The 26601-nt window shown below is 29.7% G+C and carries 20 protein-coding genes and 1 other annotated feature; of the genes, 15 read left to right on the top strand and 5 right to left on the bottom strand.

The window, feature by feature from the left end; translation table 11 throughout:
• The first annotated feature begins 257 nt into the window (after window positions 1-257).
• From B3630_RS11400 to B3630_RS11385, 4 genes are all read left to right on the top strand, one after another.
• A complete protein-coding gene (locus tag B3630_RS11400) occupies window positions 258-1667 on the top strand; it encodes a cell wall-binding repeat-containing protein (RefSeq protein ID WP_346898221.1) in 1410 nt (469 codons plus the stop codon).
• A 191-nt stretch (window positions 1668-1858) separates the two neighbouring features.
• Window positions 1859-3256, top strand: a complete 1398-nt coding sequence (locus B3630_RS11395; RefSeq protein WP_414633011.1) for an aldehyde dehydrogenase — start codon at window positions 1859-1861, stop codon at window positions 3254-3256.
• Between the two features lie 26 nt (window positions 3257-3282).
• Window positions 3283-4101 (top strand): M55 family metallopeptidase, encoded by an 819-nt coding sequence (locus B3630_RS11390; RefSeq protein ID WP_346898217.1) that lies wholly within the window; start codon window positions 3283-3285, stop codon window positions 4099-4101.
• Between the two features lie 73 nt (window positions 4102-4174).
• On the top strand, window positions 4175-4318 hold the full coding sequence (locus tag B3630_RS11385) for a clostri-philic family protein (RefSeq protein ID WP_346898215.1): 144 nt from the start codon (window positions 4175-4177) through the stop codon (window positions 4316-4318).
• Window positions 4319-4354: 36 nt separating this feature from the next.
• On the opposite strand, the gene B3630_RS11380 is transcribed toward B3630_RS11385, so the two are convergent.
• On the bottom strand, window positions 4355-5227 hold the full coding sequence (locus B3630_RS11380) for an AraC family transcriptional regulator (protein ID WP_346898213.1): 873 nt from the start codon (window positions 5225-5227) through the stop codon (window positions 4355-4357).
• A 177-nt stretch (window positions 5228-5404) separates the two neighbouring features.
• Here B3630_RS11380 and B3630_RS11375 point away from each other — a divergent pair, with 177 nt between their 5' ends.
• From B3630_RS11375 to dhaS, 7 genes are all read left to right on the top strand, one after another.
• On the top strand, window positions 5405-6637 hold the full coding sequence (locus tag B3630_RS11375; protein ID WP_346898211.1) for a dicarboxylate/amino acid:cation symporter: 1233 nt from the start codon (window positions 5405-5407) through the stop codon (window positions 6635-6637).
• A gap of 252 nt (window positions 6638-6889) precedes the next feature.
• Entirely contained in the window at window positions 6890-11875 is a 4986-nt protein-coding gene (locus tag B3630_RS11370) for a CehA/McbA family metallohydrolase (protein WP_346898209.1), read from the top strand.
• Window positions 11876-11958: 83 nt separating this feature from the next.
• Window positions 11959-13113 (top strand): YibE/F family protein, encoded by a 1155-nt coding sequence (locus B3630_RS11365; RefSeq protein WP_346898207.1) that lies wholly within the window; start codon window positions 11959-11961, stop codon window positions 13111-13113.
• Between the two features lie 271 nt (window positions 13114-13384).
• Window positions 13385-13510 (top strand): hypothetical protein, encoded by a 126-nt coding sequence (locus B3630_RS11360; RefSeq protein WP_346898205.1) that lies wholly within the window; start codon window positions 13385-13387, stop codon window positions 13508-13510.
• Complete coding sequence (locus B3630_RS11355; RefSeq protein ID WP_346898203.1) at window positions 13498-14688, top strand: pentapeptide repeat-containing protein; 1191 nt, start codon at window positions 13498-13500, stop codon at window positions 14686-14688. The genes B3630_RS11360 and B3630_RS11355 overlap by 13 nt, the downstream gene beginning before the upstream one ends.
• 194 nt (window positions 14689-14882) lie before the next feature.
• Window positions 14883-15647 carry a 4Fe-4S dicluster domain-containing protein gene (locus B3630_RS11350; protein WP_346898201.1) on the top strand — a complete coding sequence of 255 codons (765 nt, stop codon included), beginning with the start codon at window positions 14883-14885 and terminating at the stop codon, window positions 15645-15647.
• 209 nt (window positions 15648-15856) lie between these two features.
• Window positions 15857-16423: a dihydroxyacetone kinase transcriptional activator DhaS gene (gene dhaS / locus B3630_RS11345; RefSeq protein ID WP_346898199.1), complete on the top strand. Its 567-nt coding sequence runs from the start codon at window positions 15857-15859 to the stop codon at window positions 16421-16423.
• Between the two features lie 92 nt (window positions 16424-16515).
• Here the strand turns inward: dhaS and B3630_RS11340 are convergent, their stop codons facing one another.
• The 3 genes from B3630_RS11340 to B3630_RS11330 form a co-directional block, all read right to left on the bottom strand.
• The gene (locus B3630_RS11340; RefSeq protein WP_346898197.1) at window positions 16516-16962 is read right to left on the bottom strand and encodes a WG repeat-containing protein; all 447 of its coding nucleotides are present in this window, start codon (window positions 16960-16962) and stop codon (window positions 16516-16518) included.
• A gap of 3 nt (window positions 16963-16965) precedes the next feature.
• Window positions 16966-17436: a WG repeat-containing protein gene (locus B3630_RS11335; protein WP_346898195.1), complete on the bottom strand. Its 471-nt coding sequence runs from the start codon at window positions 17434-17436 to the stop codon at window positions 16966-16968.
• A 132-nt stretch (window positions 17437-17568) separates the two neighbouring features.
• Window positions 17569-19137: a DEAD/DEAH box helicase gene (locus tag B3630_RS11330; protein WP_035133090.1), complete on the bottom strand. Its 1569-nt coding sequence runs from the start codon at window positions 19135-19137 to the stop codon at window positions 17569-17571.
• A gap of 247 nt (window positions 19138-19384) precedes the next feature.
• Here B3630_RS11330 and B3630_RS11325 point away from each other — a divergent pair, with 247 nt between their 5' ends.
• From B3630_RS11325 to B3630_RS11315, 3 genes are read left to right on the top strand one after another with little or no spacing between them, the layout of a single operon-like run.
• A complete protein-coding gene (locus B3630_RS11325) occupies window positions 19385-20632 on the top strand; it encodes a pitrilysin family protein (RefSeq protein WP_346898193.1) in 1248 nt (415 codons plus the stop codon).
• A 37-nt stretch (window positions 20633-20669) separates the two neighbouring features.
• Window positions 20670-21533, top strand: coding sequence for a recombination regulator RecX (gene recX / locus B3630_RS11320; RefSeq protein WP_346898191.1), 864 nt, complete (start codon window positions 20670-20672; stop codon window positions 21531-21533).
• 41 nt (window positions 21534-21574) lie between these two features.
• Window positions 21575-22762, top strand: coding sequence for a transglutaminase-like domain-containing protein (locus B3630_RS11315; RefSeq protein ID WP_346898189.1), 1188 nt, complete (start codon window positions 21575-21577; stop codon window positions 22760-22762).
• Between the two features lie 102 nt (window positions 22763-22864).
• On the opposite strand, the gene B3630_RS11310 is transcribed toward B3630_RS11315, so the two are convergent.
• A complete protein-coding gene (locus B3630_RS11310) occupies window positions 22865-23224 on the bottom strand; it encodes a tetratricopeptide repeat protein (protein WP_035133086.1) in 360 nt (119 codons plus the stop codon).
• Window positions 23225-23388: 164 nt separating this feature from the next.
• Window positions 23389-23606 (top strand) — a binding site (T-box leader).
• Between the two features lie 200 nt (window positions 23607-23806).
• Here B3630_RS11310 and B3630_RS11305 point away from each other — a divergent pair.
• On the top strand, window positions 23807-26449 hold the full coding sequence (locus B3630_RS11305; RefSeq protein ID WP_346898187.1) for a valine--tRNA ligase: 2643 nt from the start codon (window positions 23807-23809) through the stop codon (window positions 26447-26449).
• The last annotated feature ends 152 nt before the right edge of the window (window positions 26450-26601 follow it).

Below are 26601 nucleotides of genomic sequence, written 5' to 3'. Positions count from 1 at the left end.
ATAAAAGTATACTAGCACTAAATTTTAAATAGTTATGTAGGATAAATTTTAAAAATTAAAATATCTGTTATATTAAGTATTTTAAATTATAATTTCTTAAACTGTTTGAAATAAATTAATACTTTGAAAGACCTACTTAAAATTAAAATTTTTAAGTAGGTTTTTGTAAATGTAAAGATACAGTTTTGATATATACAAATTAATATATATGGTATATTATGTTTATGTGATAATTAATTTAATTAGGGGGGATTATAATGAGAAGGGGTAAAAAACTAATATCCAAAATATTGATTGCGAGTATGATACTAGGTAATACGTTTGCAGTAACAGCTTATGCCAATGAGATCGGTGATGATAAACAGCCACCTACCATTGATAATCAATCATTAAAAGTAGATAAACAATCTGTGGATTATGGAGATAGGATAAATATATACTTAAAGGCTACAGATGATAAAAGTGGGGTAAAAAAAGTTAATATATGTTATGAAATGCCAAATGGGGGAAAAAGAAAAGTTATAGATTTAAGATATAATAAGATTACAGGATTATTTGAAGGTAGTATTGTGATAAACAAATATTTACCAGATGGTGCATGGGAAGTATATTATATAGAACTAGAAGATAACAATGGTAATAATAATTTTGTATATGATTCAGAGTATTTAGATTTAGGCAATTTTGTTGTAAATATGACTAAGCGTGAAAAGGGCGTAGTAGAAATTATAGGTAGTAATAGATATGATACAGCTGTAAAGTTAAGTAAAAATCAGTTTATATCTTCTGAAGCAGTAGTTATAGCTAATGGTACAGCTATGGCTGATGGTTTAACAGTTACACCTCTTGCTAGTTATGTTGAAGCACCACTGTTATTAACTGCAAAAGATAAGATTCCTAATAGCACTAAAGAAGAGGTAAAGAGATTAAAAGCTAAAAATGCCATTATCGTCGGAGGTACAGGAGTAGTTAGTGACAATGTAATTAAAGAGTTAAATGGATTAGGTATTACTTCAGTTAAGAGGTTAGGAGGAAAAGATAGATATGAGACTTCACTTTTAATTGGTAAATACATAAATGAGTATTATAAAATAGATGTTGATAGTGTGTTTATATGCAATGGATATGGTGAAGCAGATTCTTTGTCTGTTTCATCAGCTGCCGGAAGTGATATGGCACCAATAATTTTAGTTGAAAAAGATAAAATTAATCAAACCACTTATGAATGGTTAAAGGGACAAAAATTATCAGATGCTTATGTAATTGGAGGTAAGGGAGTTGTAAGTGACTCAGTACTTAATAAAATAAATCAAATAACTATTAGGAACACGACACCTAGGCTAGGTGGTAAGGATAGATATGAAACTAATGCTATTATTGTTGAAAATTTATATGGTAAGGGATTAAAATTAGATGGAGTATATTTTGGAGCCAGAAGAAGTAAAACCGATAGTATTTTTATAGCCAAAGGTAATATTTTAGTAGATGCTTTGTCAGCAGGTCCATTGGCATCACTAAATGGATCACCAGTAGTACTTTCAGGAAATGACTTGATAAGTGAGCAGAAAGTATCATTAGATGGAATTAAAATTAAAACAATACTTAGAACTGGTGGAGGGATTTCAGATAGAGCTGTGAGCTCTCTAAAAGGGTTCTTAAGTAAATAATATAGGATTTTAATAATAAAACCTACTTAAAATTAAATTTTTTAAGTAGGTTTTTGTTATGGAGCTATGTAGTATAATTTGTAAAAATAGTATAAAATATAGTTATTACAAATAGGTAGAAAATATTTAGTAAAATAATTCTAATTCAGAATATATTTTTTAAATTTCTATTTTAAATATGAATAGGAGTGATTAGTTGTATGGAATTAAGTTCAATTGATGTAGATAAAATTATAGTAGAGCATCATTCATTTTATGAGTCAAAGAAAAGTCGTGAGATAGATTTTCGTATTAATAAATTAAGAAGTTTAAAGGCTGCTATAAAAAAATATGAATATAAAATATATGAAGCATTATATAAAGATTTAGGAAAGTGTGAATTTGAATCTTATACTACAGAGGTAGGATTTGTATTAAGTAGTATTAGTCACACTATAAAGAATTTAAAGAAGTGGGCAAAGAAAGAAAAGGTAAAAACACCTTTATACTTATTTCCTGCAAAAAGCTTTATAATTTCAGAGCCCTATGGAACGGTTCTAATTATAGGACCATATAATTATCCATTTCAACTTTTGATAGAACCTTTGGTGGGGGCACTTGCTGCTGGAAATTGTGTAGTGCTAAAGCCATCAGAAAATGTACCAAATTTATCAAGAGTAATTACAGAAATGATTACTGAAGTTTTCCCTAAGGAATATATACGCTCAGTGGAAGGTGGAATAGAAACTAATACTTCATTGATTAATGGCGCCTTTGATTACATCTTCTTTACAGGAAGTGCTCAAGTTGGGAAAATAATAATGGAAGCTGCTGCAAAAAATCTAGTTCCTGTTACTTTAGAATTAGGTGGGAAAAGTCCTGTGATTGTAGATGAAAGTGCAGATATTAAAGTAGCTGCTCAACGTATAATTTGGGGCAAGACTATAAATGTAGGTCAAACCTGTGTAGCACCTGATTACGTAGTAGTAAGTAACAAGGTGAAAGACGATTTAATTAAGGAATTAAGATTACAAATTCAAAGCTTTTATGGTAAGGATGCTATGGAAAGTAAAGACTATGGAAGAATTGTTAATGAGAGACACTTTCTAAGGCTTAAAAACATATTAGATAAAGAGGAAGATAAAATAATATATGGTGGAAAAGTTAATAGAGAAAAAAGGTATATTGAACCTACACTGATTGACACTTCATGGGAAGGGGCAGCTATGTCAGAAGAGATTTTTGGACCTATTCTTCCAATTATAAGCTTTAGTAATTTAGATGAGGTGATAGGGAAAATTAAGAAGCTATCAAAGCCATTAGCTCTATATTTATTTACTGAAAACTATCAAGTTGAGGAAAAGGTTTTGGAAGAGATTTCTTCAGGTGGAGCTTGTATAAATGATACAATAACTCATTTAGCTAATCCGGATTTACCTTTTGGAGGAGTTGGGAATTCAGGCATAGGTGCTTATCATGGTGAAGAAAGCTTTAAGACCTTTTCTCATAGAAGAAGTGTTGTAAGAAAAACTACTAAAATAAATATTCCAATAGTTTTTCCGCCTTATAATAAAAAAAATCTAGATAATGTGAAAAAGCTTATGAAATAAATTATAGGGTGATAAGGGGGATTTTTATGAAAATTTATATTTCAGTGGATATTGAAGGAATTAGTGGGGTAACTAATTGGGGCTTTACTAATGAAGGTGGCTATAATTATGAAAGAGCAAGAAAGCTTATGACAGAAGAAGTAAACGCAGTTATAAGAGGAATTAAAAAAGCAGGGGCAAAGGAAATACTAGTAAATGATTCTCATGGACCTATGACAAGTATTCTCATTGAAGAGTTAGATGAAGATGTAGTATTAATAAGTGGAAATAAAAAAAATCTTGGCATGATGGAGGGTATAGATAATACTTTTGATGCAGTTATGCTAATAGGGTATCATGGAAGACATAATACTTCAGGGATTTTAGCTCACAGTTATAATAGTTCTGTGGTATCAGAGATAAAACTAAATGGAAAAGTAGTAGGAGAATTTGAATTTAACTCCTTAGTGGCAGGATATTTTAAAGTTCCTATTGTTATGACATCAGGAGATAATATATTAACATGTCAAGCTAAAGAATTTAACAAGAATATAGAAACTGTGGAAGTCAAAAAAGCTCATAGTAGATATGTGGGTAAATGTATACAACCTAAAAGAGTTCATAAAATGTTAGAATCAGCAGCAGAGAAAGCTATTAATAATAAATCAGTAATACCTAACACATTAGAAGGTGAGGTAGAATTAGAAATAGCCTTTATGGATAGTGGAATGGCAGAAGGAACTTTATGTATTCCGGGAGTTCAGCTTATAGAACCTAACAGAATTAAGTACAAGGCAAAGGATATTATAGAAGCCTATAAAATAAGAGGTGGTTTATTAACTTTAGCTGGGGATTGGATGCGATAAAGCTTTAATAAACATATAAACACATAAAACCTTAAAAAAAGTAGAAACTATTTAAGGAAAGGATGTGTTTAGTATGAAGAGCAAACCAGGTGCTAATGTTAATAACCCAATGCAAAAGGGAGAAAGAAGACAAAGGCTTAATAAAAATCAAAATAATGTAGGCAATCCTCAAAATAAGCCTGAGTTTAAGGACTTCAATGGAAATGAAATAAAATAATTAGATTGTGTTTAAAGAAGCTGTCTCAGAAGTAGTTTATTTTGAGACAGCTTCTTTTGTTTCATTTATATATTCTCGAGGTGATTTATGAAAGAATTTTTTAAAACTGCGTAGAAAGCTAGAGTAATCATTAAATCCACAGAGGGAGCTAACTTTAGTTATTGGCTCTCCTGATTTTATAAGTTCTTGAGACATAAATAATCTCTTCTGAATTATATAGTTATGAAGAGTATACCCCGTTTCACTTTTGAATTTATGCATTAAATAATATTTGCTTATAAAGAATTCCTTACATATAAGTTCGATAGATAAATCTTGTGATAGGTTATTGTTTATATATTTTAAAATCTCTTCAATTTGTTTATCGTATTTTAAAGAATCCTTAGTAGTAATATAAGTTTTATCAAGATAAAGTCTGTTAAGATATATGATTAGCTGAATAAAGAGGGCGTTTCCTAAAAGTTTACTTCCAAAATCCTGAGAGTTAAAGGAGCCTTCTAAGGAAGATATAATATTTTTAAGGTTGTTTTGAAATTGATCTTCAAGTCTAATTAAATTAAAACTCTTTTCTTTTGCAAGTTTAAAGCAAGTGGATAAATCGCACTCTTCATAATTATGATTTTCAATAAAATCAGAATTAGCCCAAATAATTATACGCTCATAGGTCTCATTAGAATCAATAATAGGCTTATGTACATCATGATTGTTTATAAGTAAAATGTCCCAAGGTTTTAAGTAATAAGCCTTTCCCTCAATTAAATAAGTAACCTTTCCAGATAAAAAGATTATTATCTTATTAAAGTCATGATAATGAAACTCAAAATCTTGATTTTTTTTGTCCTTTATATGAAAAAGTTGAAAGTCTTTATTAAGATATCCAGATTTGTTACTTGAATATGTGTTATCCATAAATATTCCTCCGAAACTAAATATATATAATTTATCATATTCTAATAAAAGCAGTTTTTGCAATGTTTTAAACAGTATATTCAATATTTATTGTACATAGTGTTGAATATAATAGGATTATAACATATATGAAAATTAAATTACTAATTATATTATTTTATTCAAGGAGGAGGAAAAATGAAAATTTTAAAAAATTATAAGTCCTCGTTATTTTTAATAGTTTCAGTTATTATAGGTGGAATTATAGGGTTAATAATGGGAGAAAGGGCAAGTATTTTTGCACCACTGGGAACAATATTTCTAAATTTAATATTTACAATACTGATACCATTGGTATTTTTTAGTATCTCATCGGCTATTGCTAATATGGATAGCTCTAAAAAATTAGGAAAGATACTCGGAATTACCATAGTAGTATTTTCATGTACGGCTATTATATCAGGAGTAATAGGGGTAGCTAGTTTCAAAGTTTTTAATCCTACAAAGGGACTAAATTCATCTATGTTTACAGAGTTAATGAATAGTACTCAGGTTATACCTAGGGAGCAAGTAGGATTTTTAGATAAAATAGTTTCTAGTATTACTGTAGGGGATTTTTCACAGTTATTATCTAGAAGTAATCTATTGGCACTTATAATATTTTCTATGCTTATAGGTTTTGGAACTATGATAGCAAAGGAAGAAGGAAAGGCGTTTTCTAATTTTTTAAATAGTGGAGCTATAGTAGTAAATAAGGTGATTAATATAATAATGTATTATGCTCCAATAGGATTAGCAGCGTATTTTGCTAACGTAGTAGGTCAATTAGGAAGTCAAATATTAAGTGGATATGCAAAGGTCTTTGTACTGTATTTGATAGTATCTATAGTATATTTTATTATATTTTTTACTCTTTATGCCTATATAGCAGGGGGGGAAGAAGGTATAAAAACTTTCTGGAGAAATTCCACAGGACCATCAGTTACAGCCTTAGCTACATGTTCTAGTGCAGCCTGTATTCCAGTAAATATTGAGGCAGCTAAAAATATGGGAGTGTCTAGTTCTTTAGCCAATATAGTTATGCCTTTAGGTGTAAATATCCATAAGGATGGCTCGGTGATAGGTGGAATATATAAGATAATGTTTTTATTTGCTATATTCGGAAGAGACATTAATAGCATGGAAACCTTAACTATTATTTTCATGGTGGGATTACTAGTAGGAGCTGTTGTTGGTGCTATACCAGTAGGTGGTTCCATTGGTGAGATGCTAATATTAAGTATATTTGGATTCCCTCCAGAGGCTTTAGCAATAATGCTAGTTATTGCAACTATAATTGATGTTCCTGCAACTTTATTAAATTCTGCGGGTAATACGGTTTGTACAATGGTAATATCTAGATTCACAGAAAAGAAAAAAAGACTAAAATAAAATTAGAGGCTATCTCAGTTGGGGATAGCCTCATTTTTATTAAATTATAATTACATAATCTTAACGATAACATTTTATTAATTAGATTATTTAATTACATATTTTATTAATTAGTTAATAAAATATATTTGAAAATTCAAAAAAATAGTTAATTTATATCACAATATAAGATTAAATGTTTTATTACAATAATTTAAATAATATCCATATAATGTTATAATTATTATAAAATATTGTAAGGGGGACAGTTAATTGGTAAAGAAAAACAATAAACTTTTAAGCCTAATTAGTGCATTATTATTCTTAGTAACTTATATTGTGATGCCAAGTATAAATGTTTATGCAATAGAAAGAGCTATTAATAATAATGAAGATACAACAATACTCCTTTCAGAAGGTTTTACAGGGGCAAGAAAGAATGTAAAGCCAGAAGGAGAAGGATGGACAATTACAAGAAATGGGGAAAAAGCTAATGTATTAGATGGATATGACACAAATGGGAATTATGGTAAAACAAAACCTTCACTAGGATTTGGACGATTGAGTGGCAGTAGTACTGAAACTTTAGAAACACCAGTATTCAATTTACCTTCAACAGGAACTTTGAGTTTTTGGTATAAGGGACAGGCTGGAAGTGGTCCTATTACTTCAACTTTAGAATTAGAAGTTAAAGTTAATGATGTGTGGCAAGAGATAAAAGGACCAGATATTACAGTTACGAGTGAAAGTACCTTTTCAGTTTCTTTAGAAAAGGGAGTTAAAGCTATAAGATTTACTTTCAATAAAGCATCAGGTAACTTAGCTATAGATGATATAGAAATTTCTTGTATTGGAGGAGGAACTACAGATCCAGTGGATCCACCAACTTCAGAGGTCATTACTATATCAGCAGCTAGAGATTTAACTAATGGGGTTGAAGCTGTAGTTAGGGGAATAGTTTCTTTTAATGATAGAAATAAAACTCTTCATATTCAAGATGCTACAGGTGCAATTGCAATATCAAATAACTCTACTAAGATAGATTTAAGTGTTGCAGTTAATGGAGCCTTAGTTGAAGTTAAAGGTACCAGAGATACATTTAAAGGATTATCTCAACTTCAAGCTAGCAATATTAAGGTTATATCTAATAGTGGTATGCCAACTGCAGAAATTTATACTATAAAAGAGTTATTAACAGGAAAACATGACTCAAAATATGTTGAAATAACTAATGCGGTTATAGATGTTACAGCTAAGACCTTAACTCAAGGAGAAGATAAGTTAGACATATACTATGTACCTTCTGATATAAATGTAGTTACTGGTGACTTAGTTAATGTTAAAGGAACTATGGGGAAATACAACACAACTGTACAAATATATGGTTCATCTTGTACCTTTACAAAGGTAGAAGCTCCTGATACTGAAGGGCCTATAATAAAACATGAGCCAGTTTTTAAAGCATCAATTGATGAAGATATCAAAATAACAGCTTCTATTGAAGATAATAAAGAAGTTAAAAGTGCAATGTTAAACTATAGAGTTAAGGGAGAAGAAGTCTTTAAAGCTATAAATATGACTAAAGATGACCAAGGAAATTACATGGCATTAATATCTAAAGAAGAACTGAATTTAAAGGGTATAGAATATTACCTTATGGCTGAGGATGGAATTAATACTACAAGAATTCCACAAGAAGGGGTATTTAATGTAGAAGTAACTAATGAAGATATAGTTGGACCAGAAATATATGATTTAGTGCCAGACAGTGGTGTAGGTATTGGAGATGTAGCAAGACCTGAAATAAAGGCTTCAATAAAAGATAGGACAGGAATAGATAAAAATTCTATTAAAATATTCTTTGATGGTGAAGATGTAACTTCAAAAGCTACAATAACTTCAACATCTATTTTATACAAACCAACTACTGATTTAGACGATGGAAGTCACAGAGTAAAGATTGAAGCTAAAGATACTTTGGGAAATTGTTCAAGTAAAGAATGGACTTTCAAAAAAGGTAAGTTAAGTCACTACTTCGGACAACTTCATTCACATACTAATATTTCAGATGGAACAGGTTCTTTAGATGATGCTTATTCTTGGGCTAAGAATCATGGAGCTGACTACTATGCAGTAACAGATCACTCAAACTGGTTTGATAATGATACAGCAGCATCCTTAGCAGATGGTTCAGCTAGCAAAGCTTGGACAAATGCTCAGGTTACAGCGGATAAATATGATAAAGAAGATGATTTTACAGCTATATATGGATATGAAATGACTTGGTCAGGTTCTACTGGAGGGTGGGGTCATATAAATACCTTTAATACACCAGGATTTGAAACCAGATCAAATAAAGCCATGGATTTACAAAACTATTACAATACATTGCAAACACAATCACAGTCAGTTTCTCAATTAAATCATCCAGGTAAGACTTTTGGGGATTTTGCAGACTTTGGTTATTATAGTGAGGCTACAGACAAGGTTGTAAACTTAGTGGAAGTTGGTAATGGTGAGGGACCAATAAGAGGTTCAGGTTATTTTCCAAGTTATGAATATTATACAAGAGCTCTTGATAAAGGATGGCATGTTGCACCAACTAATAACCAAGATAACCATAAGGGTAAGTGGTTTACAGCTAATAATGCAAGAACAGTAATTATAGCCACAGATAACTCCAGGGGAGATATATATGATTCTATAAGAAATTTAAATGTATATGCTTCAGAAGATGAGAATATGATTGTTGATTACACAGTAAATGGTAGTCTAATGGGAAGTTCCTTAGGTGAAGTAGATAAACTAAATTTTAAAGTTAATATAACTGATGATGATACTATAAAAAAAGTATCAGTTATTTCTAATGGCGGAGTTGAGGTTGTATCTAAAGAATTTAATTCTAAAAACGTAGACTGGCAATTTGGATTGTCTCCAGAATATACCTACTACTATTTAAAGATAGTGCAGGATGATCAGGATATAGCTGTTACAGCACCAATATGGGTTGGTGATAGTAGTAACTTTGGTTTAACTGAAGTTACTGTAGACAATGAAATAACTTTACCTAATGAAAAGGTTCAAGTTTCTGTAGGAGTTTACAATAATGAAGCTAAAGCTTTAAAAGACGCTAAGGTGGAGTTCTTTGTAGATGAAATTAAAACAGAAAATAAAGTAGGTGAAAAAGTTATTCCTTTAGTTGAAGGAACTAAAACCGAAAATGTTCAAATAGATTGGATACCTGCTAAACAAGGTGAATATACAATTTATGCTAAAGCTACAATAAATCATGAAGGCAGTGAAAAAGTATTTACTAATAATGTAAAGGTAAAAGTTAGAAATCCAGAAAATACTTATAGAGTTGTAATAGATGGTGCTCACGTGAATCAATATGTAAGTGGAAATTATGCAGGAAAATATGCTTCCCTTAAAAATTTGTTGCAACAGAGAAATACAATACTTTCTTTAAATAAAGAGACAATAACCGCAGATACCCTCAAGGGTGTAGATTTATTTATTCTTACAAACCCACAGAGCATTGATAAGTCGGAATATAACTTAACTAAGAGTAAGTTAGAGGCAAGTGAGATAAAGGCTATTGCTGATTATGTAAATGCTGGAGGAAATATAATAGTAACTACTATTGCTGACTATAAGGATGGTGAAGGTGAATATAGCAATGATAGGCAGCTTAATCCATTACTTGAAGCTATAGGAACAGAACTTAGAATAAATGATGACCAAGTTATTGATAATACTACTAATGGTGGTCAACCTTATAGATTATACTTTAATAAATACAGTTCACCATTATATAATTTAGTATCTGGTATCGAAGATGGAAAAGAACAATATAGCTTCTATAGTGGAGCTTCAGTTGTCCTTGCAGATGAGGCTAAGGGAGAGAAGGTAGATTTCTTAGTAAAGGGTTATGAAACTACAACTACTAGCGATGCGGATAATGCTAAAGATAACGTACCAGTAGCACAAGGAAAGGTATCAGTTATTGGAGCAGAAGAGCTAAGTAATGGTGGTAAGGTAGTAGTAGCTGGTAATACATTTTTCTCAGACTTTGAAACAGATGGGCAAAATGCAATATCTTACTCAAATATTAAAATAGTAAAAAATATTATGGGGTGGATGATGCCAGAGAAGGTAGCTGAAAAAGTAAATATCAAAGATGTTAGAATAGATGAAGATAAGGACAATGTACCTGATTTACTAGGAGAAGAGTTTACTATAGAAGGTATAGTAACTTCTCAGTCAGAGGCAGTAACTCCTAAAAATTCCTTCTTTGAAGTAGTGTATATAGAAGATGAAACAGGAGGTATCTGTATATTTGGTGTATCTAAAACCCCATTAAGGGTTGGACAAAAAATTAGAGTTACAGGTACAGTAGATGCATATCAGGGTGAATTTGAAATTCAAGTTAAGGACGAAGATGCTCAAATTCAAATTATTGATGAAAACCCAGTTGATATATCTCCAGTAAAGCTTTCTACAGGAAATAGTATGATAGCTGAGAATAGTGGTAAGCTTATTCAAGTTCAAGGTAAGGTAGTTAGAATGGATAAATCTAATTTATATATTAATGATGGCACTGGAGAGTCAAGGATATATGTAGAAGGATATATATGGGATGGAAAAGATGAGGGTACAAAGGGAATATGGGATAAGAATATTAAAGTTGGAGATACAGTATCAGCTATTGGACTTGGTTCAATGGATCCTGAAGGAGCAAGACTTAGAGTTAGAAATACTGGAGAAATAATATTAATTCCAAATGAAGAAGCCAATGAAAAACCAGTGATTAATGGAGCTGGGAATATAACAATAAAGGTTGGAGATAACTTTGATCCTAAATCAGGTGTAACTGCTACGGATAAAGAGGATGGAGATATAACTTCAAAAATAGTAATTACAGGTTCAGTAGATACAAGTAAGGCTAGAGAGTATGTTTTAACCTATAGCATAACTGATAGCTCTGGAAATAATACTACTATGACAAGAAAGGTAACTGTAATAGATAAAGAAACACCAGGTAAAGATGATAACGAAAAACCAGAAAATCCAAGTAAGCCTAATAAACCAAACAAACCAAGTAATTCAGAAAATAACACTTCAAACTTACCTCAAACGGGAGGAGATAGTTCTTCAATAGTACTAATAGTTATAGCTGTTTTAGTAATTGGAGTAGGAGTAACTCTATTATTTAAGAGAAAAAATAAAGGAGAGAATACAGAGCAGAGTAAAAAATAAAATTAGACATTGAATTTAGGGGCTGACTCAAAGTAAGTTTGAAACAGCCCCTTACAATAAAATAGATGAGAAGAGGGTTATTAATGAATATAAATAAATACAAGAAAGATATCATAACAATAACAGTAACCGTTATATTAGGAATATTAATTGTTTTTTCATCTAAACTAATATTTACTAATGGATTTTTACTGGACAAGCTAAGTACTGGAGTAGAATATTATGAAGCAGAAATAGTAAATGTACTTAAAGAAAATTTGCAAGATGATAAGTATATAGAGGAAATAGAACTAGGATATCAACAGGTATCAGTAAAAATATTAGATGGCCCTTATATGGAAAATCAATATGAAATAACTAATAATGTAAGTAGACTATATAATACTGTAGTAAAAAAAGGTGACAAGGTAATAGTTGCCATGTACTTTATGGACAATAAGCTTAATGATGTGGCTATATCTAGCTTTAAGAGAAGCACTTCTTTATCTATTATGGTTATTTTATTTTTACTAGTAATATTATTGGTTGGAGGATTTAAAGGTTTAAAATCTATAGTAGCATTACTATTTACAATGATTTGCGTAATATTTTTGATGGTACCATTAATGCTAAGAGGTGTAAGTCCTATAATATCAGCTATAATAATAGCTATAATAAGTACATCAATTACCTTAGTGCTAGTATCAGGAACAAATAAGAAAACATTGTCAGCCATCTTAGGAACTTTAATAGGAGTTTTAATAGCAGGAATACTTGCCTACATATTTGGTGAAACCACAAATCTCTCAGGAATAAACATGTCAGAGGTAGAAAGTATAATGTATATAGCAGAAACGACTAATCTAAAAATAAAGGGTATATTTTTTGCAGGGATTCTTGTGTCTGCATTGGGAGCAGTTATGGATGTAGCTATGTCAATATCCTCATCTATATTTGAAATAAGTTCCATAGATAAGACTATGAGTATAAAAGCATTATTTAAAAGTGGTATGAATATTGGTAAAGATATAATAGGAACTATGGCTAATACTTTAATTTTAGCATTTGCAGGAGGAGCTATAAACATACTTATTTTATTATACTCTTCTAGTATGACAGCTAATAGGTTACTGAATTTAGATATCCTTGGCACGGAACTGATTCAAGGATTATCAGGAACTATAGGAATAATTCTAACTGTACCAGCAACAGCAATTATGGCAGCATATCTATGTAAGGCATCTTCAAAAAATAAGTAAGTCAGAATACTCGTCCATTTTGTGTTATACTGCGTCAACAGAACCCTTAGATAGTGCTACTATCTGCGGAACCTGTTTCCTTGTCTAACTCAAAATATACTTCCCATCTTTGACTTATTATTTATTTTCAGATGCCTAAGAAAAAACTTAAAACTATAAATAAATAGAATTTGAAATAAACTGTTTCAATCTTGTAATTATAAGAGTAGAAAAATTAAACTCATATAATTAGGCTGATACAGTTTTTTTATTGTCACTTGGGAGAATCAGAATGATGAAATATAAAAATGAATATACAAAGATAGGAGTAAATTTTTATAAAGATATTATACTAAGTAGTGTCAGTGTACAAAAAGTAGCAGATTTTAAAAGGAGGAGACTTTTATGCCTTATATAAATTTTAAAGAAGAAGTGTTTAAGGGGAAGAAAGAGTTATATAAAAGAATAGAAAATAATAAGAAACTCTATGTTGAAATAAAAAGTGATATTAATAAAATTATCATCCAACCAGATGAAAAGTATAGTTTTAGAATCATTAAAGATAGAACTATAAATAATTATAAAACTGAAAATGAGGGGGATTTTTTAGAGATTACTGATAAGAATATCATATGTACTGAGTTTATAAAGTGTAAATTTTATAATATAAAATTTAAAAATTGCACATTTGTGGCCTGTAGGTTCATAGAATGTGACTTTGGGGGTGGAGGAGTAATTTTTGAAAATTGTGCTATGATTTTAGAAGAAATTAATAATGTACCATCACTAAATAAAAAGGATAATCTATCTTGCAGTTTTGAAAAATGTAAATTATACTGTAAGTTTTTAAGCTGTAATATTACATATTTAATAATTGATGAATGTGAACTTAAAGATACATCTTTTGAACTTACAGATATGTCTAACGTTATAATTATAAATTCTTATATGAAAAGGATTAATTTAATGGATGTGGATTTATCAGGAGGGAAAATAATATCAACATATATGGAAGACTTAGAATTTAATGATAAGTTAAAAAGTAAACTGGATCCAAAAACTTTTTTTGATAAAATTCAGCCAAAGAAAAAAACAAAGACAGAGTATGAAGGAATATATACTGTATATGAAACTATTGCTGATAAATATAATGAAAATAATTTAAAGAACAACTTTGGAGAATACTATTATCTCTGTAAGAATATGCAAAGAAAAAGTTTGAAAAAGCTATTGCCAAAAACAATATCTTATATTTATTGGTTTACTTGTGGGTATGGAGAGCGAATATTATATCCATTAATAACTTCTTTAGTTTTAATATTAATTTTTGCAACTATGTATTTGACTTTGGGATATTCATCGCAAAACCAAATAATTAGTTACTGGTGGGGTATAGGGTTACCCAAAAGTTTTAATGAATTTCTGGGTCAAGTGAATCAATGTATTAATATAAGTGTGGAAGTATTTACAGGACTAGGATCTGATAATGAAACACCAATACCAGCGTCTTTTATAGTAGCTAATACTGAGATGATAGTCGGAGTAATTATGATGGGGGTTGGAATAGGTACCTTAACAAGAAAATTAGTAAGATAAATTATAATAAAGATTTTAGTTGCGTAACAAAAGTTACAGACCTATTATAGAAATCTAGTTATAATTAAGCTATATTAAATATAGTTTAATTTAAATTTGGTGTTGAAATTAAACAAAAAAATAAGTGTGCTAAAAAATATAATTTTGAAAAATATGGTAAATTAGATTAAATAATAGGTTTAGGAGGATTTGTTATGAAGAGAAAAATAATTAAGATCCATGAGGAAAAGTGTAATGGCTGCGGATTATGTGTTACGGCCTGTCATGAAAAAGCTATAGAATTAGTCAATGGAAAGGCAAAGCTTGTTAGCGATATATATTGTGATGGATTAGGAGATTGCTTACCTAATTGTCCTACAGCAGCTATAGAGATTATAGAAAGAGAAGCAGATGAATATGATGATGATGCAGTAAAGGCAAGAATTTTAGAATTAGATAATAAGCCTAAAGAAATTAAAGATATAAACATTGGTGGGGAAGAAAAGTTGCCATGTGGATGTCCTGGAACAATGGCTAAAACTATTGAAAGAAAACCAATAATTACTATGGAAACTATGCCTAAAAAAAGAGAAAATACTATTGAAAACAACTCTGAGCTTATGCAATGGCCGGTGCAATTGAACTTAATAAATACTAGTGCCCCATATCTAAAGGATGCTAACTTATTAGTAGCAGCGGATTGTACAGCTTATGCTTATGGAAATTTCCATAGAGAATTTATGAAGGGTAAAGTTACAGTAATAGGATGCCCAAAACTCGATGACAATGAACATTATAAGAATAAATTAACTGAAATACTTAAGAAGAACAATATAAAGAGTATAACTGTAGTTAGAATGGAAGTGCCATGCTGCTCAGGAATAGTAGCTTCAGTTAAAAGTGCTATGCTTCAAGCACAAATAATAGTTCCTTATAAAGAAGTAACCATTGGAACTAATGGCGATATAATAGAGGGATAATTGAATATAATTTAAAATATTTTGAGTGTAGAGCTATCTATAAATCGGTTAACTTAATAGATTTAACTAATTTATAGATAGCTTTTATTGTTGCGTAAATATTTGCAAATTTTAAAGAGGGGTAATAGAAAACTAATGGAATAAAAGGGTAATATAATGTATAGTAAATATTAAAGATGAAAAAACCCATAGGGAGGAAATAAGTACCTATGTCAAATTCAATAATAACAAAAAAAGCATTAGCTAAATCTCTGAAGGAATTAATGAATTCTATACCTTTAAATAAGATATCTGTTAAAGAGATAGTTAATAATTGTGGATTAAATAGACAAACATTTTACTATCATTTTCAAGATATATACAATCTACTGGAATGGATTTATGAAACAGAAGCTGTAGAAAGCATATCACAATACAGAAGTTATAACACATGGGCTGATGGATTTCAAAAGATTTTCAACTATATAGAAGACAATAGAAAATTTTGCATGAATACTTTAAATTCTTTAGGAAAGAATCATCTAGATTCATATCTTTACACAGTTACTTATGATTTAATTATTGGAGTAGTTAATGAAGTTTCTCAGAGTATGAGAGCTACAGAAGACAATAAAAAGTTTATTGCAAATTTTTATACTCTAGCATTTACAGGTTTGGTAATCCAATGGATGAATGGTGGAATGAAGGAAGATTCTCACAAGATTATTGAGAAATTAAGTGAATTAGTAGAAGGTAACTTTATGAGAGCATTAGAGAGATATGAAAAGGATGCATAATAAATATATACATCATGCATACTTTAAAACTTATATATTCTTTAAAGGATTAGTGTAATTATAAAATATTACATATAACTATGATTTAAAAGTTACTTTAGTTTATTACCATCTTCATCAATATAAAACCATTGATTATCTATTTTTACAGATATAGGAGATGGGTCTCCAAAAGAAGGAGTAATTTCATCATATTCACACTTTAAAATTTCCTTTTGGGTTTTATCTATAAGCCCCCATTTACCCTTTAGGTATACTTGAAATATATTTCTAGATGAATCAATATTATAAACTTCATCATAAATAGGAGGAACTAGCTCAATTCCATTAGAAGCTAAGATACCACACTTGCCGGACTTATAAATGGTAGAAAAGCCATTGTAGAATGGATAAATTTCTGTGTAGTCTGTAGAAAGTATAATTTCACCATGTTTATTTATAAATACATTTTTAAAACCATCTTCATTTACATAGCTAGCAGCAAACATATCATCTTCAGAGCCTAAGTCAATATGTTCAAACTTAGGTTCAAAGAGCAATTCTCATTTAGCATTCATAAGAGTAACTTTGTTATCTAAAGAAGCTACCAAAATATCATTTTCCCAAAAAGAATTTATATAATCATATTTAAATGGAATTACAACATCACCATTCTTGTCTATACAACCATATTTACTGTTCTTTTTAACAGAAATGAGAGTATCAGATACAATAGTAGCTTCTTCATAATCAAAATGAATTATCACATTATTTTTTTTATCAATAGCACCCCAAAATCCATCTTTTTTTACAGGGGCTATATTGTTATAAAATGAATGTGCTTCATCATAGATTGGAGTTATAACTATATTTTCTTCTATATCAATAAATACCCAAAGGCCTCTAAGTTTAACTGCTGCTAGGCCATCAGTGAAAGAGTAGGCTTCCTCATATTTATTATTGTTATTACAACCGCTTAGAACAACACAGAAAATTAATAATAATATTAATATAATTTTATTTAAAATCTTCATATATCCTCCTTTTAAAATATTATTTACTATATTTTAACATTATATTTTCTAGAGGTATACCAAATTTAGCAAAAAATAAAAAATGCAGTATTATGTAAAATACCGCATTTTGGCTATATATTAGATGTAAATCTATTTTCTTTTATTAGATATTTCAATGTTTACTTTTCTTTTACCAAACATTTTTCCTTTAGAATTCTCTAATATTATATTTACAAGATTGCTAGGTACATCAACAAAGGAGAACTTATCAAGGATATCAATTCTTCCAATTTCTTTACCTTTAACACCGGCAGTGTTATCTAAAAATTCAATAACATCTTTAGCTCTGGCCTTGTCGAGTTTTCCTATAGATAAGAATAATCTTGTTGTATCATCTACATCTACAGACTCTTCAGCATAGTTACAATTTAATTCTTTATCAAACATTAATTTAAGTAAAGAAGCAGTAACATCTTCAGCACCATACTCATTTATTAGTTCTTTAGCCATAGGCAAGAATGTGTTATATGAATCTTCTTGTAATACATTTCCAATATTTTCTATTAAACTTCCAGATTTAGCAGAGAATATATCAGCTAAAGTAGGAATGTCTTTTTTTACTATTTTACTTTTAGTATGATTTTCTATTTGTCTTATAAAAGAAACTTCTTTTCTTGAAGCAAAGCTATAAGCAATCCCTTCTTTATTAGCTCTTCCAGTTCTTCCTATTCTATGCACATAAGATTCTATATCTTGTGGCAAGTCATAGTTAATAACATGAGTAACATCTTCAACATCAATTCCACGAGCTGCAACATCAGTAGCTACAAGGAAATGTAGTTGTCCGCTCTTAAATTTAGCTAATGTGTTCATTCTTTGGCTTTGTTTCATATCTCCGTGCATACCTTCAACACTATAGCCTTTACCATGTAAAGCATCAACTAATTCATCTACACCTTTTTTAGTTTTACAGAACATTATTGTTGTAGTTGGATTATCTACGTCTAAAATTCTACAAAGTGAATCAAATTTATTAGATGAGTTAACTAAAAAGTATGATTGTTGTATTTTGGATACAGTCATGGATTTTTTAGCTATTACAATATGTTGAGCATCAGGTTTCATGTAATTTTTAGATAGGTTTTTTATTGGTCTTGGCATTGTAGCAGAGAATAAAAGCGTTTGTCTTTCCTCATTTAAGTTAGATAGGATACTTTCAATATCCTCAATAAATCCCATGTTTAACATTTCATCAGCTTCGTCTAAAACTAAAAATTTAACATTTTGAAGTTTTAATGTTCTTCTATTAATGTGATCTAAGATTCTTCCAGGAGTTCCAACTACAATATCCACTCCTCTTTTTAGAGCAGCAAGTTGTCTGTCAAAGGATTGACCACCATAGATTGGTAGGATTTTATACTTTTCATACTTACACAATTTCAAAAGTTCTTCGCTAACCTGAATAGCTAATTCTCTTGTTGGAGCTAATATTAAGGTTTGGATAGCTCCACCCTTAGGACCCATGTTGCTAAGAATAGGTGCTCCGAAGGCAAGGGTTTTACCAGTTCCTGTTTGCGCTTGACCTATTATATCGTAACCTTGTAAACTTACAGGAATGCTTTTCTCTTGTATATCACTAGGATTTTCAAAGTTTAAGTCATTTATAGACTTTAATATGGAATCCTTAAGTCCAAGTTCTTCAAATTTAGTTTTTATCATTCATATTCCTCTTCTCTTTTTTCTTTAAATACATCTAATAGTAACACAGTAAATCCATAATAGCAATTGCAAACTAAAATTTTATCCTTAAGTATTTATCCTAAGTATAATAAAATAAATAAAAATTATGTAGGTGGAAATATAAAACTCTATTACATTTATAGAAAATCATATATTATATTATATGTAGATATAATTAGAATTATAGGTATAATTATATATAGATATTTTAAAGTAAGGAGAATATATGAAAAAATTTTTATTTGATACAATGGAAACATATTTGGAAAATGGACTTAGATTAATAACTATAAGAAAAGAAACCCAAATAGCTTCGTTAAATATAGGAGTTATGGTTGGAGCTGTTTGTGAAGAAAAGCAAGAACGTGGTATATCTCATTTCATAGAGCATATGCTTTTTAAGGGAACTGTAAATAGAGATAATGAAAAATTAAATGGTGATTTAGAAAATTTAGGTGGAGAGTATAATGCTTATACAGATTATATGTCCACTGTTTTTAATACTACTACTTTAAATGAAGAATTAGATGTAAGTTTAGAATTGATTAGCGACTTACTTCAACATCCTACTTTTTTAGAGGAACACATTGAGAAGGAAAGAGGAGTAATATTAGCAGAATTAAGAAGTGGTAAGGATGATGTAGAAGATTTATCTTTCCAGAAAATAAATGATATGGCATTTACTCATAGTCCATTGAAGATTGATGTAATAGGAAAAGAAGAGATTGTAAAGTCAATTAGTAGAGAAGATTTGATAAGATATTATAATAATCACTATGTTTCTAATAATACAGTGATAACAGTGGTATCATCTTATGAACATGAATATGTAATAGAGTTAGTTAAAAAATATTTTAGTAAGTGGAAAAGAAAAGAAGTAAATAAGCCTATTTTAAATTTTGAAAAAAATAAAGACAAATTTGAGATTACTCATAGAGATAATATGGAGCAGAGTACAATAATATATTTATATACCTTTAATGACCTAACTAAGAAGGAAGAGTTAGCTTTAAGAATATTAAATCACAAGTTTGGTGAGAGTTCTAATTCTATACTATTTAGAGAACTTAGAGAAGATAGGGGACTTGCTTATGATATCTATACAAGTCTTGACTTAACAAACAACTTGAAAACTTTATATATCTATGCAGCAGTATCGCCAGAGGACGTTGATGCAACTATAGAAACTATAAATAATTGTATAGAAAAAATTAAAGAGGAAATAATTGTATTTGATGGCAATACTATAAATTTAATGAAAAAGGTGTTTAAGACTGCTATAGCTTCTACTTTAGAGGATTCAACAGATTTGGGAAATTATGTAGTACATCAAGCTATGGAAGAGGATAATTTATATCAATTTAATGAAGATATGGAGAATTTGAATTATATAGTAGCTCAAGATTTATATGAAGTAGCTAAGAAGGTACTAAATAAGCCTACAATTCATGTGCTTCTATGTGATAGGGAGTAAGGTATAAAATTTCTATAGATGATGGGAAGGAAGAACAGTGAGTAAAATAATTACTAAGATTGAAGCCCAAAAGAAAAAAGATAATAGAGTAAATATATTTATAAATGGTGAATTTGCCTTTGGATGTAGCAGTGAATTAGTATATTATCATAATTTATCTAAGGGAAAAGAAATTAATATTGAAGACCTAAAGAAAGTTATAGTTGAAGATAATTTTCTTACAGCAAAGACAAAGGCTTTAAAGTATATTGAGAGAGCTCTAAAGAGTGAGTTTCAAGTGAGAGAATTTCTACAAAAGAAGGAGTATGAAGATAGTGTCATAGACAGAGTTTTAGAATTTCTAAAGGAATATAAATTTATTGATGATGAATATTATGCAAAAGCTTTTGTAACACAAAATATTAGAATAGAAGGCAAAGGAAACATTAGATATAAACTTATAAAAAAGGGTATATCTGAAGAGATGATAAATAACATACTAAATGAAATTTCTTCTAAGGATGAAGAAATAGTGGCTTTAAAGCTAGCAGAAAAAAAACTTAAGGTGTTATATAAAAATGAAGGCAATATAGTAAAAATAAAAAGTAAACTTAATACTTTTTTAATATCTAAGGGATATAATTTTGATACTATTAAATCAGTAGTAAATAAATTAGAAATCGAGGAAAAAGAAAATATAGAAACCTTTAGGTCAGATGGTTATAATCGGGTTAAGGAAAATCAATGGGATGAGCTTCTCAGTATTGCAGAGAAAAGATATGAACGCCTTAGCAAATCAGAAGAGGATGCAATTAAAATAAAGAAAAAACTACAGGATTTCCTTTTAAGAAAGGGTTATAATTACAGTGATATCAAAACTGTATTGAATAGGGTTATTAAAGGTGAAGATTCCTATTATTAAATTTGCAAGAAAGTCTAACAGGAGAGAAAAGGAGGGATAGAATGGAATTTTTAGAGGAGTATAATATAAATATTGTTTCATTAGTATTGGTTATAGCATTTGTATATCCTGTAATAATGGGTATTGTATTTAAATTAAAAAGTAAAAGCATGGTGGCTACAATTAAGGGTGTATTAACTTCTATGGCAATGGTTTGTTCAATAATATTAACTACTGTGGTGGTAAAAAATGTGTTTGCATTAGATAAGTATGGATTAGTTGAATATATATCCTCAAAGATTTCTCCATCCTTTGCTTATCTTATTACTAAATCTAAGCTATTTAATGGAATTATATTATTGTTTACATTCTTAATTATTTATCAGATATTTAAAGCCCTTATAGAACTTATCAGCAGGACTACTTTATATCCAGCTTCAGATGCCATTGATACCAGTATTAGAAATACAGGTAGAGGTACTAGAGCTTTATTAGGAGGGATATTTCAAATTCCTAAGGCTATATGTTATATGATAATATTATCAGCACTACTTAGCTATGCATCAATTTTTTTAAGTAATCCAAAGCTAGATAATAAGTTAAATTCATCTACCATATATAGTTATATTAATAAAAAGATTGTAGAGCCTGTTACTGATTCTGAGATAGCTAAAAGTTTTCCCAATATATTAGAGAACTCATTCAAGGTAGTAGATGAGAAAAACAATATAGTTGATGATGTAAATGGATATCTTCAAGGGGTAGTTTTTTATAATGGGGTAACATTAGATGAGGGAATAAGATCTAATGAGATAATAGATAATACTGCATTAAGTATAACTAGTAAGTATGAGAATGACTATGATAAAGCAAGAGCTTTATATGACTGGATAGGAAATGCCATAATTTATGACGATGATAAGGCTACAGAAGTTATGAATAATCCCATACCTACAGAGATTAATTCAGGAGCTATAAATACTTTTAATACGGGAAAGGGTGTATGTTTTGATTATGCATGTTTATATGTTGCAATGTGTAAAGCAAATGATATACCAGTGAGGCTAATTGTAGGAGAAGGTTATAATGGAATGTCTTGGGTTAGTCACTCATGGAATGAAGTATATATAAAGGAAATGGATAAATGGGTAAATGTGGATTCAACTTTTTATAATGCAGGGAATTATTTTGATAATGATACCTTTAATTCAGAGCATAGAAATAGAAAAATTGCGGGAGAATGGAAGTAGAAATTTTAATTAAATACTTAGGCTTAAATTAATCTTTTATATTAGATTTATTCAAAGTTTGTATTATGGAATTTAAATAATAGCTAAATATAAAAAACAAGCTTATATGCTTGTTTTTTTATATTTAGAAAGTATGAAACTTATGGCCTTTTCACATTCTGTATCCGTATTATCTATGGACCATGCAGTATTAAAATAATTTAGAGCTTTTTTATTTTCATCCATCATTACATGACAATAAGCAAGATTGAAATAATATTTACTTTCTTTTCGTAGATTTAAAGCTCTATGGATAAGAGGTATTGCAGCCTTATAGTTTTTAAGTTTAATAAAACATACAGCAGAATTATAAAATGAAGGTGCTTCATATTCCTTTAACTCTGCAGATTTTTTATACATATCAATTGCATTTTTATAGTCCTTAAGTTTATATAAATCATTACCTTGTGCAAAATAATTCAAGGAAAAGACCTCCTAATTAGTACTTTATCTTAATATTTTCCATTTTGTTCTAAAATATACTATAACATGTATAAATTTAGGTAAATTATATTTTAAATTTTGTATTGACAAAAGAGTTGTATTGTATATAATATTATAAAAGAGAAATATATATAATACATAATAAATTGACTGTGATGAAGAGGAGTAAGAATATGAAATATTAAGAGAGGAAAATCCATGGGCTGAAAGGTTTTCTATAGGAAGTATTTTGAAGGTAGCTTCGGAGTTGCTTTAGCGAAACTAAGTAGCTAAAGACGGTGGTTCCTCATCGTTAAAATTAAGAGAGTCTTAAAAGTGATTTTGAGAAATAAAGGTGGTAACGCGCGCTGTCGTCCTTTGGGGTGATAGCGCTTTTTTTTATTAATTTCATAGCAACCTATTAATTTAACATACTGGTATTAAAGATATTAATAAATAAGTTGTTAAAATCAGTATATTATTTTAGCTAAAGCTTTATACATTATAGGTATTTAGAACTGTAATTATTGCAACAAGTAATTAATAGTAAAAATAAAAATCATAGAAGGGCAGGTAATAACAATGGATGAAAATAACAATATAGCAAAGAACTATGACCCTAAAGAGTTTGAAGAAAGACTATATAAGTGGTGGGAAGAAAGTGGATTTTTTACTCCACAAGTAGATGAGAATAAAAAGCCATATACAGTAATAATGCCACCACCGAATATCACAGGACAACTGCACCTCGGTCATGCTTTAGATAATACTCTTCAAGATATACTTATAAGAACTAAGAGAATGCAAGGATATAGCACATTATGGCTTCCAGGAGAGGACCATGCAAGTATAGCTACTGAAGTAAGAGTTGAAAAAGCTTTACTTACAAAAGGAATTAAAAAGAAGGAAATTGGTAGAGAAGCATTTTTAGAAAAGGTTTGGGAATGGACAGAGGAATATAGAGATAGAATAAAAACCCAGCTTAAAAAAATGGGTTGTTCTGCTGATTTTACAAGAGAAGCTTTTACTATGGATGAAAATTTAAGTAAGGCTGTTAGAGAAGTTTTTGTTAAATTATACAAAGATGGTCTTATATATCAAGGAAATAGAATTACAAATTGGTGTCCTAAATGTATGACTGCTATTTCAGATGCAGAGATTGAATATGAAGAGCAAGGAGGACATTTCTGGCACATCAATTACCCTGTAATAGGTAGTGATGAAGTAGTTGAAATTGCTACAACAAGACCAGAAACTTTACTTGGAGATACTGCAGTAGCAGTTAATCCTAAGGATGAAAGGTATGCTCATCTAGTTGGTAAAAAACTTAGGTTACCATTAGTAAATAGAGAAATTCAAGTTGTAGCCGATGACTATGTAGATATGGAATTTGGAACAGGTTGTGTTAAGATAACTCCAGCTCATGACCCTAATGATTATCAAGTAGGTAAGAGGCATAACTTAGAAGAAGTTGTGGTTTTAGAAGAAAACGGAACTATATCTGAAGGTTATGGAAAGTATTCGGGACTTGAGAGATATGAAGCTCGAAAGCTTATTATAAGAGATTTGGAAGAACAAGGATATTTAGTTAAGATTAAAGAGCATAGCCACAATGTGGGAACTCATGATAGATGTGGATGTACTATTGAGCCAATGCTTTCTAAACAATGGTATGTAAAAATGGATACTCTTGCAGTACCAGCAATTAAAGCCGTAAAAGAAAAAGATATAAAATTCATTCCAGAAAGATTTGAAAAAATCTACTATAACTGGATGGAAAATATTCAAGATTGGTGTATTTCAAGGCAATTATGGTGGGGACATAGAATTCCGGTTTGGTACTGTAAAGATTGTGGAGAGATAATAGTTGAAACAGAAGCACCAACTTATTGCAATAAGTGTAACTCTACAAATCTAGAGCAAGATAAGGATGTTTTAGATACTTGGTTTAGTTCAGCTCTATGGCCATTCTCAACTTTAGGGTGGCCTGGTGATACAGAGGATTTAAAATATTTTTACCCAACAAGCACATTAGTTACTGGTGGAGATATTATATTCTTCTGGGTTGCAAGAATGATATTTTCAGGTTTATATAACATGGATGAAGTACCATTTAAAACAGTGTTTTTCCATGGGATGGTTAGAGATGATCAAGGCAGAAAGATGTCTAAGTCTTTAGATAACGGTGTTGACCCACTAGAAGTTATAGAAAATTATGGAGCAGATGCTCTAAGATTTTCCCTTGTTACTGGTAATGCTCCAGGAAGTGATATAAGATTCTATGAATCAAGAGTTGAGGCAGCAAGAAATTTTGCTAATAAGATTTGGAATGCATCAAGATTTGTTATGATGTATAATGATGAAGCTCTTATAGAGAAATATAAAGATTGTAAAAATTATTCTGTAGCCGACAGATGGATATTATCAAGGCTTAACAATATGGTTAAAGAAGTTACAGAGAATATAGAAAAATATGAAATCGGTATTGCACTTCAAAAAGTTCATGACTTTATGTGGACTGAATTCTGTGATTGGTATATAGAAATTGCTAAACCATCGCTATATAGTGATAATGAAGAAGTTAAAGGAATTGCTTTGAATGTTCTCAATAAAGTTTTAGTTTCAGGATTAAAATTACTTCATCCAGTAATGCCATATATCACAGAAGAGATTTATACTCACTTAACTAAAGAAAGTAAATCTATTACAATTGCTAAATGGCCAGAGTTTGAAGCTGATTTAGAAGATTTCAAAGCAGAAGAATATATGAACTATATTATAGATGCCATAAGAAATACAAGAAATGCTAGAACAGAAATGAATGTACCACCTTCAAGAAAGGCTAAAACATATATATATGCAACTGAAGCAGCAGAAGCTTTCAAGGAAGGCAAAGTTTACTTTGAAAAATTAGCATCTGCTAGTGAAGTTATAATCTTAAACGCTAAAGAAGAAGCACCAGAAAATATAGTATCTGTAGTTTCTAAGGGTGCAGAGATTTACATGCCACTTTTAGAATTAGTAGATGTAGAGAAAGAGCTTGAAAGATTAAACAAAGAAAAATCTAAACTGCAAGGAGAAATTGAAAGAGTTGAGAAAAAACTTGCTAATGAAAGATTTGTTTCTAAAGCTCCAGCTGAGGTTGTTGAAGAGGAGAAAGCTAAGGGTGAAAAGTACAGAGAAATGTATAATTCCATATTAGAAAGTATAGAAAAGTTACGATAAAAAATATTTAAGAATGTATATATAAAAATAAATTTTAATATTAAGAAATAAAAGGATATCTAAAAGTGTATAGACTATATGTTTTATTTATAGGCTTATACTTTAGAGATATCCTTTTTAATATTGATAATTACTAGTGCGATATAGTTGAG

This window comes from Clostridium sp. UBA7503, from assembly GCF_002477055.1.
GTDB lineage: Bacteria > Bacillota > Clostridia > Clostridiales > Clostridiaceae > Clostridium_J > Clostridium_J sulfidigenes.
The sequence above is the reverse complement of the archived record's forward strand: the minus strand, read 5'-3'. Positions and strand labels throughout refer to the sequence as shown.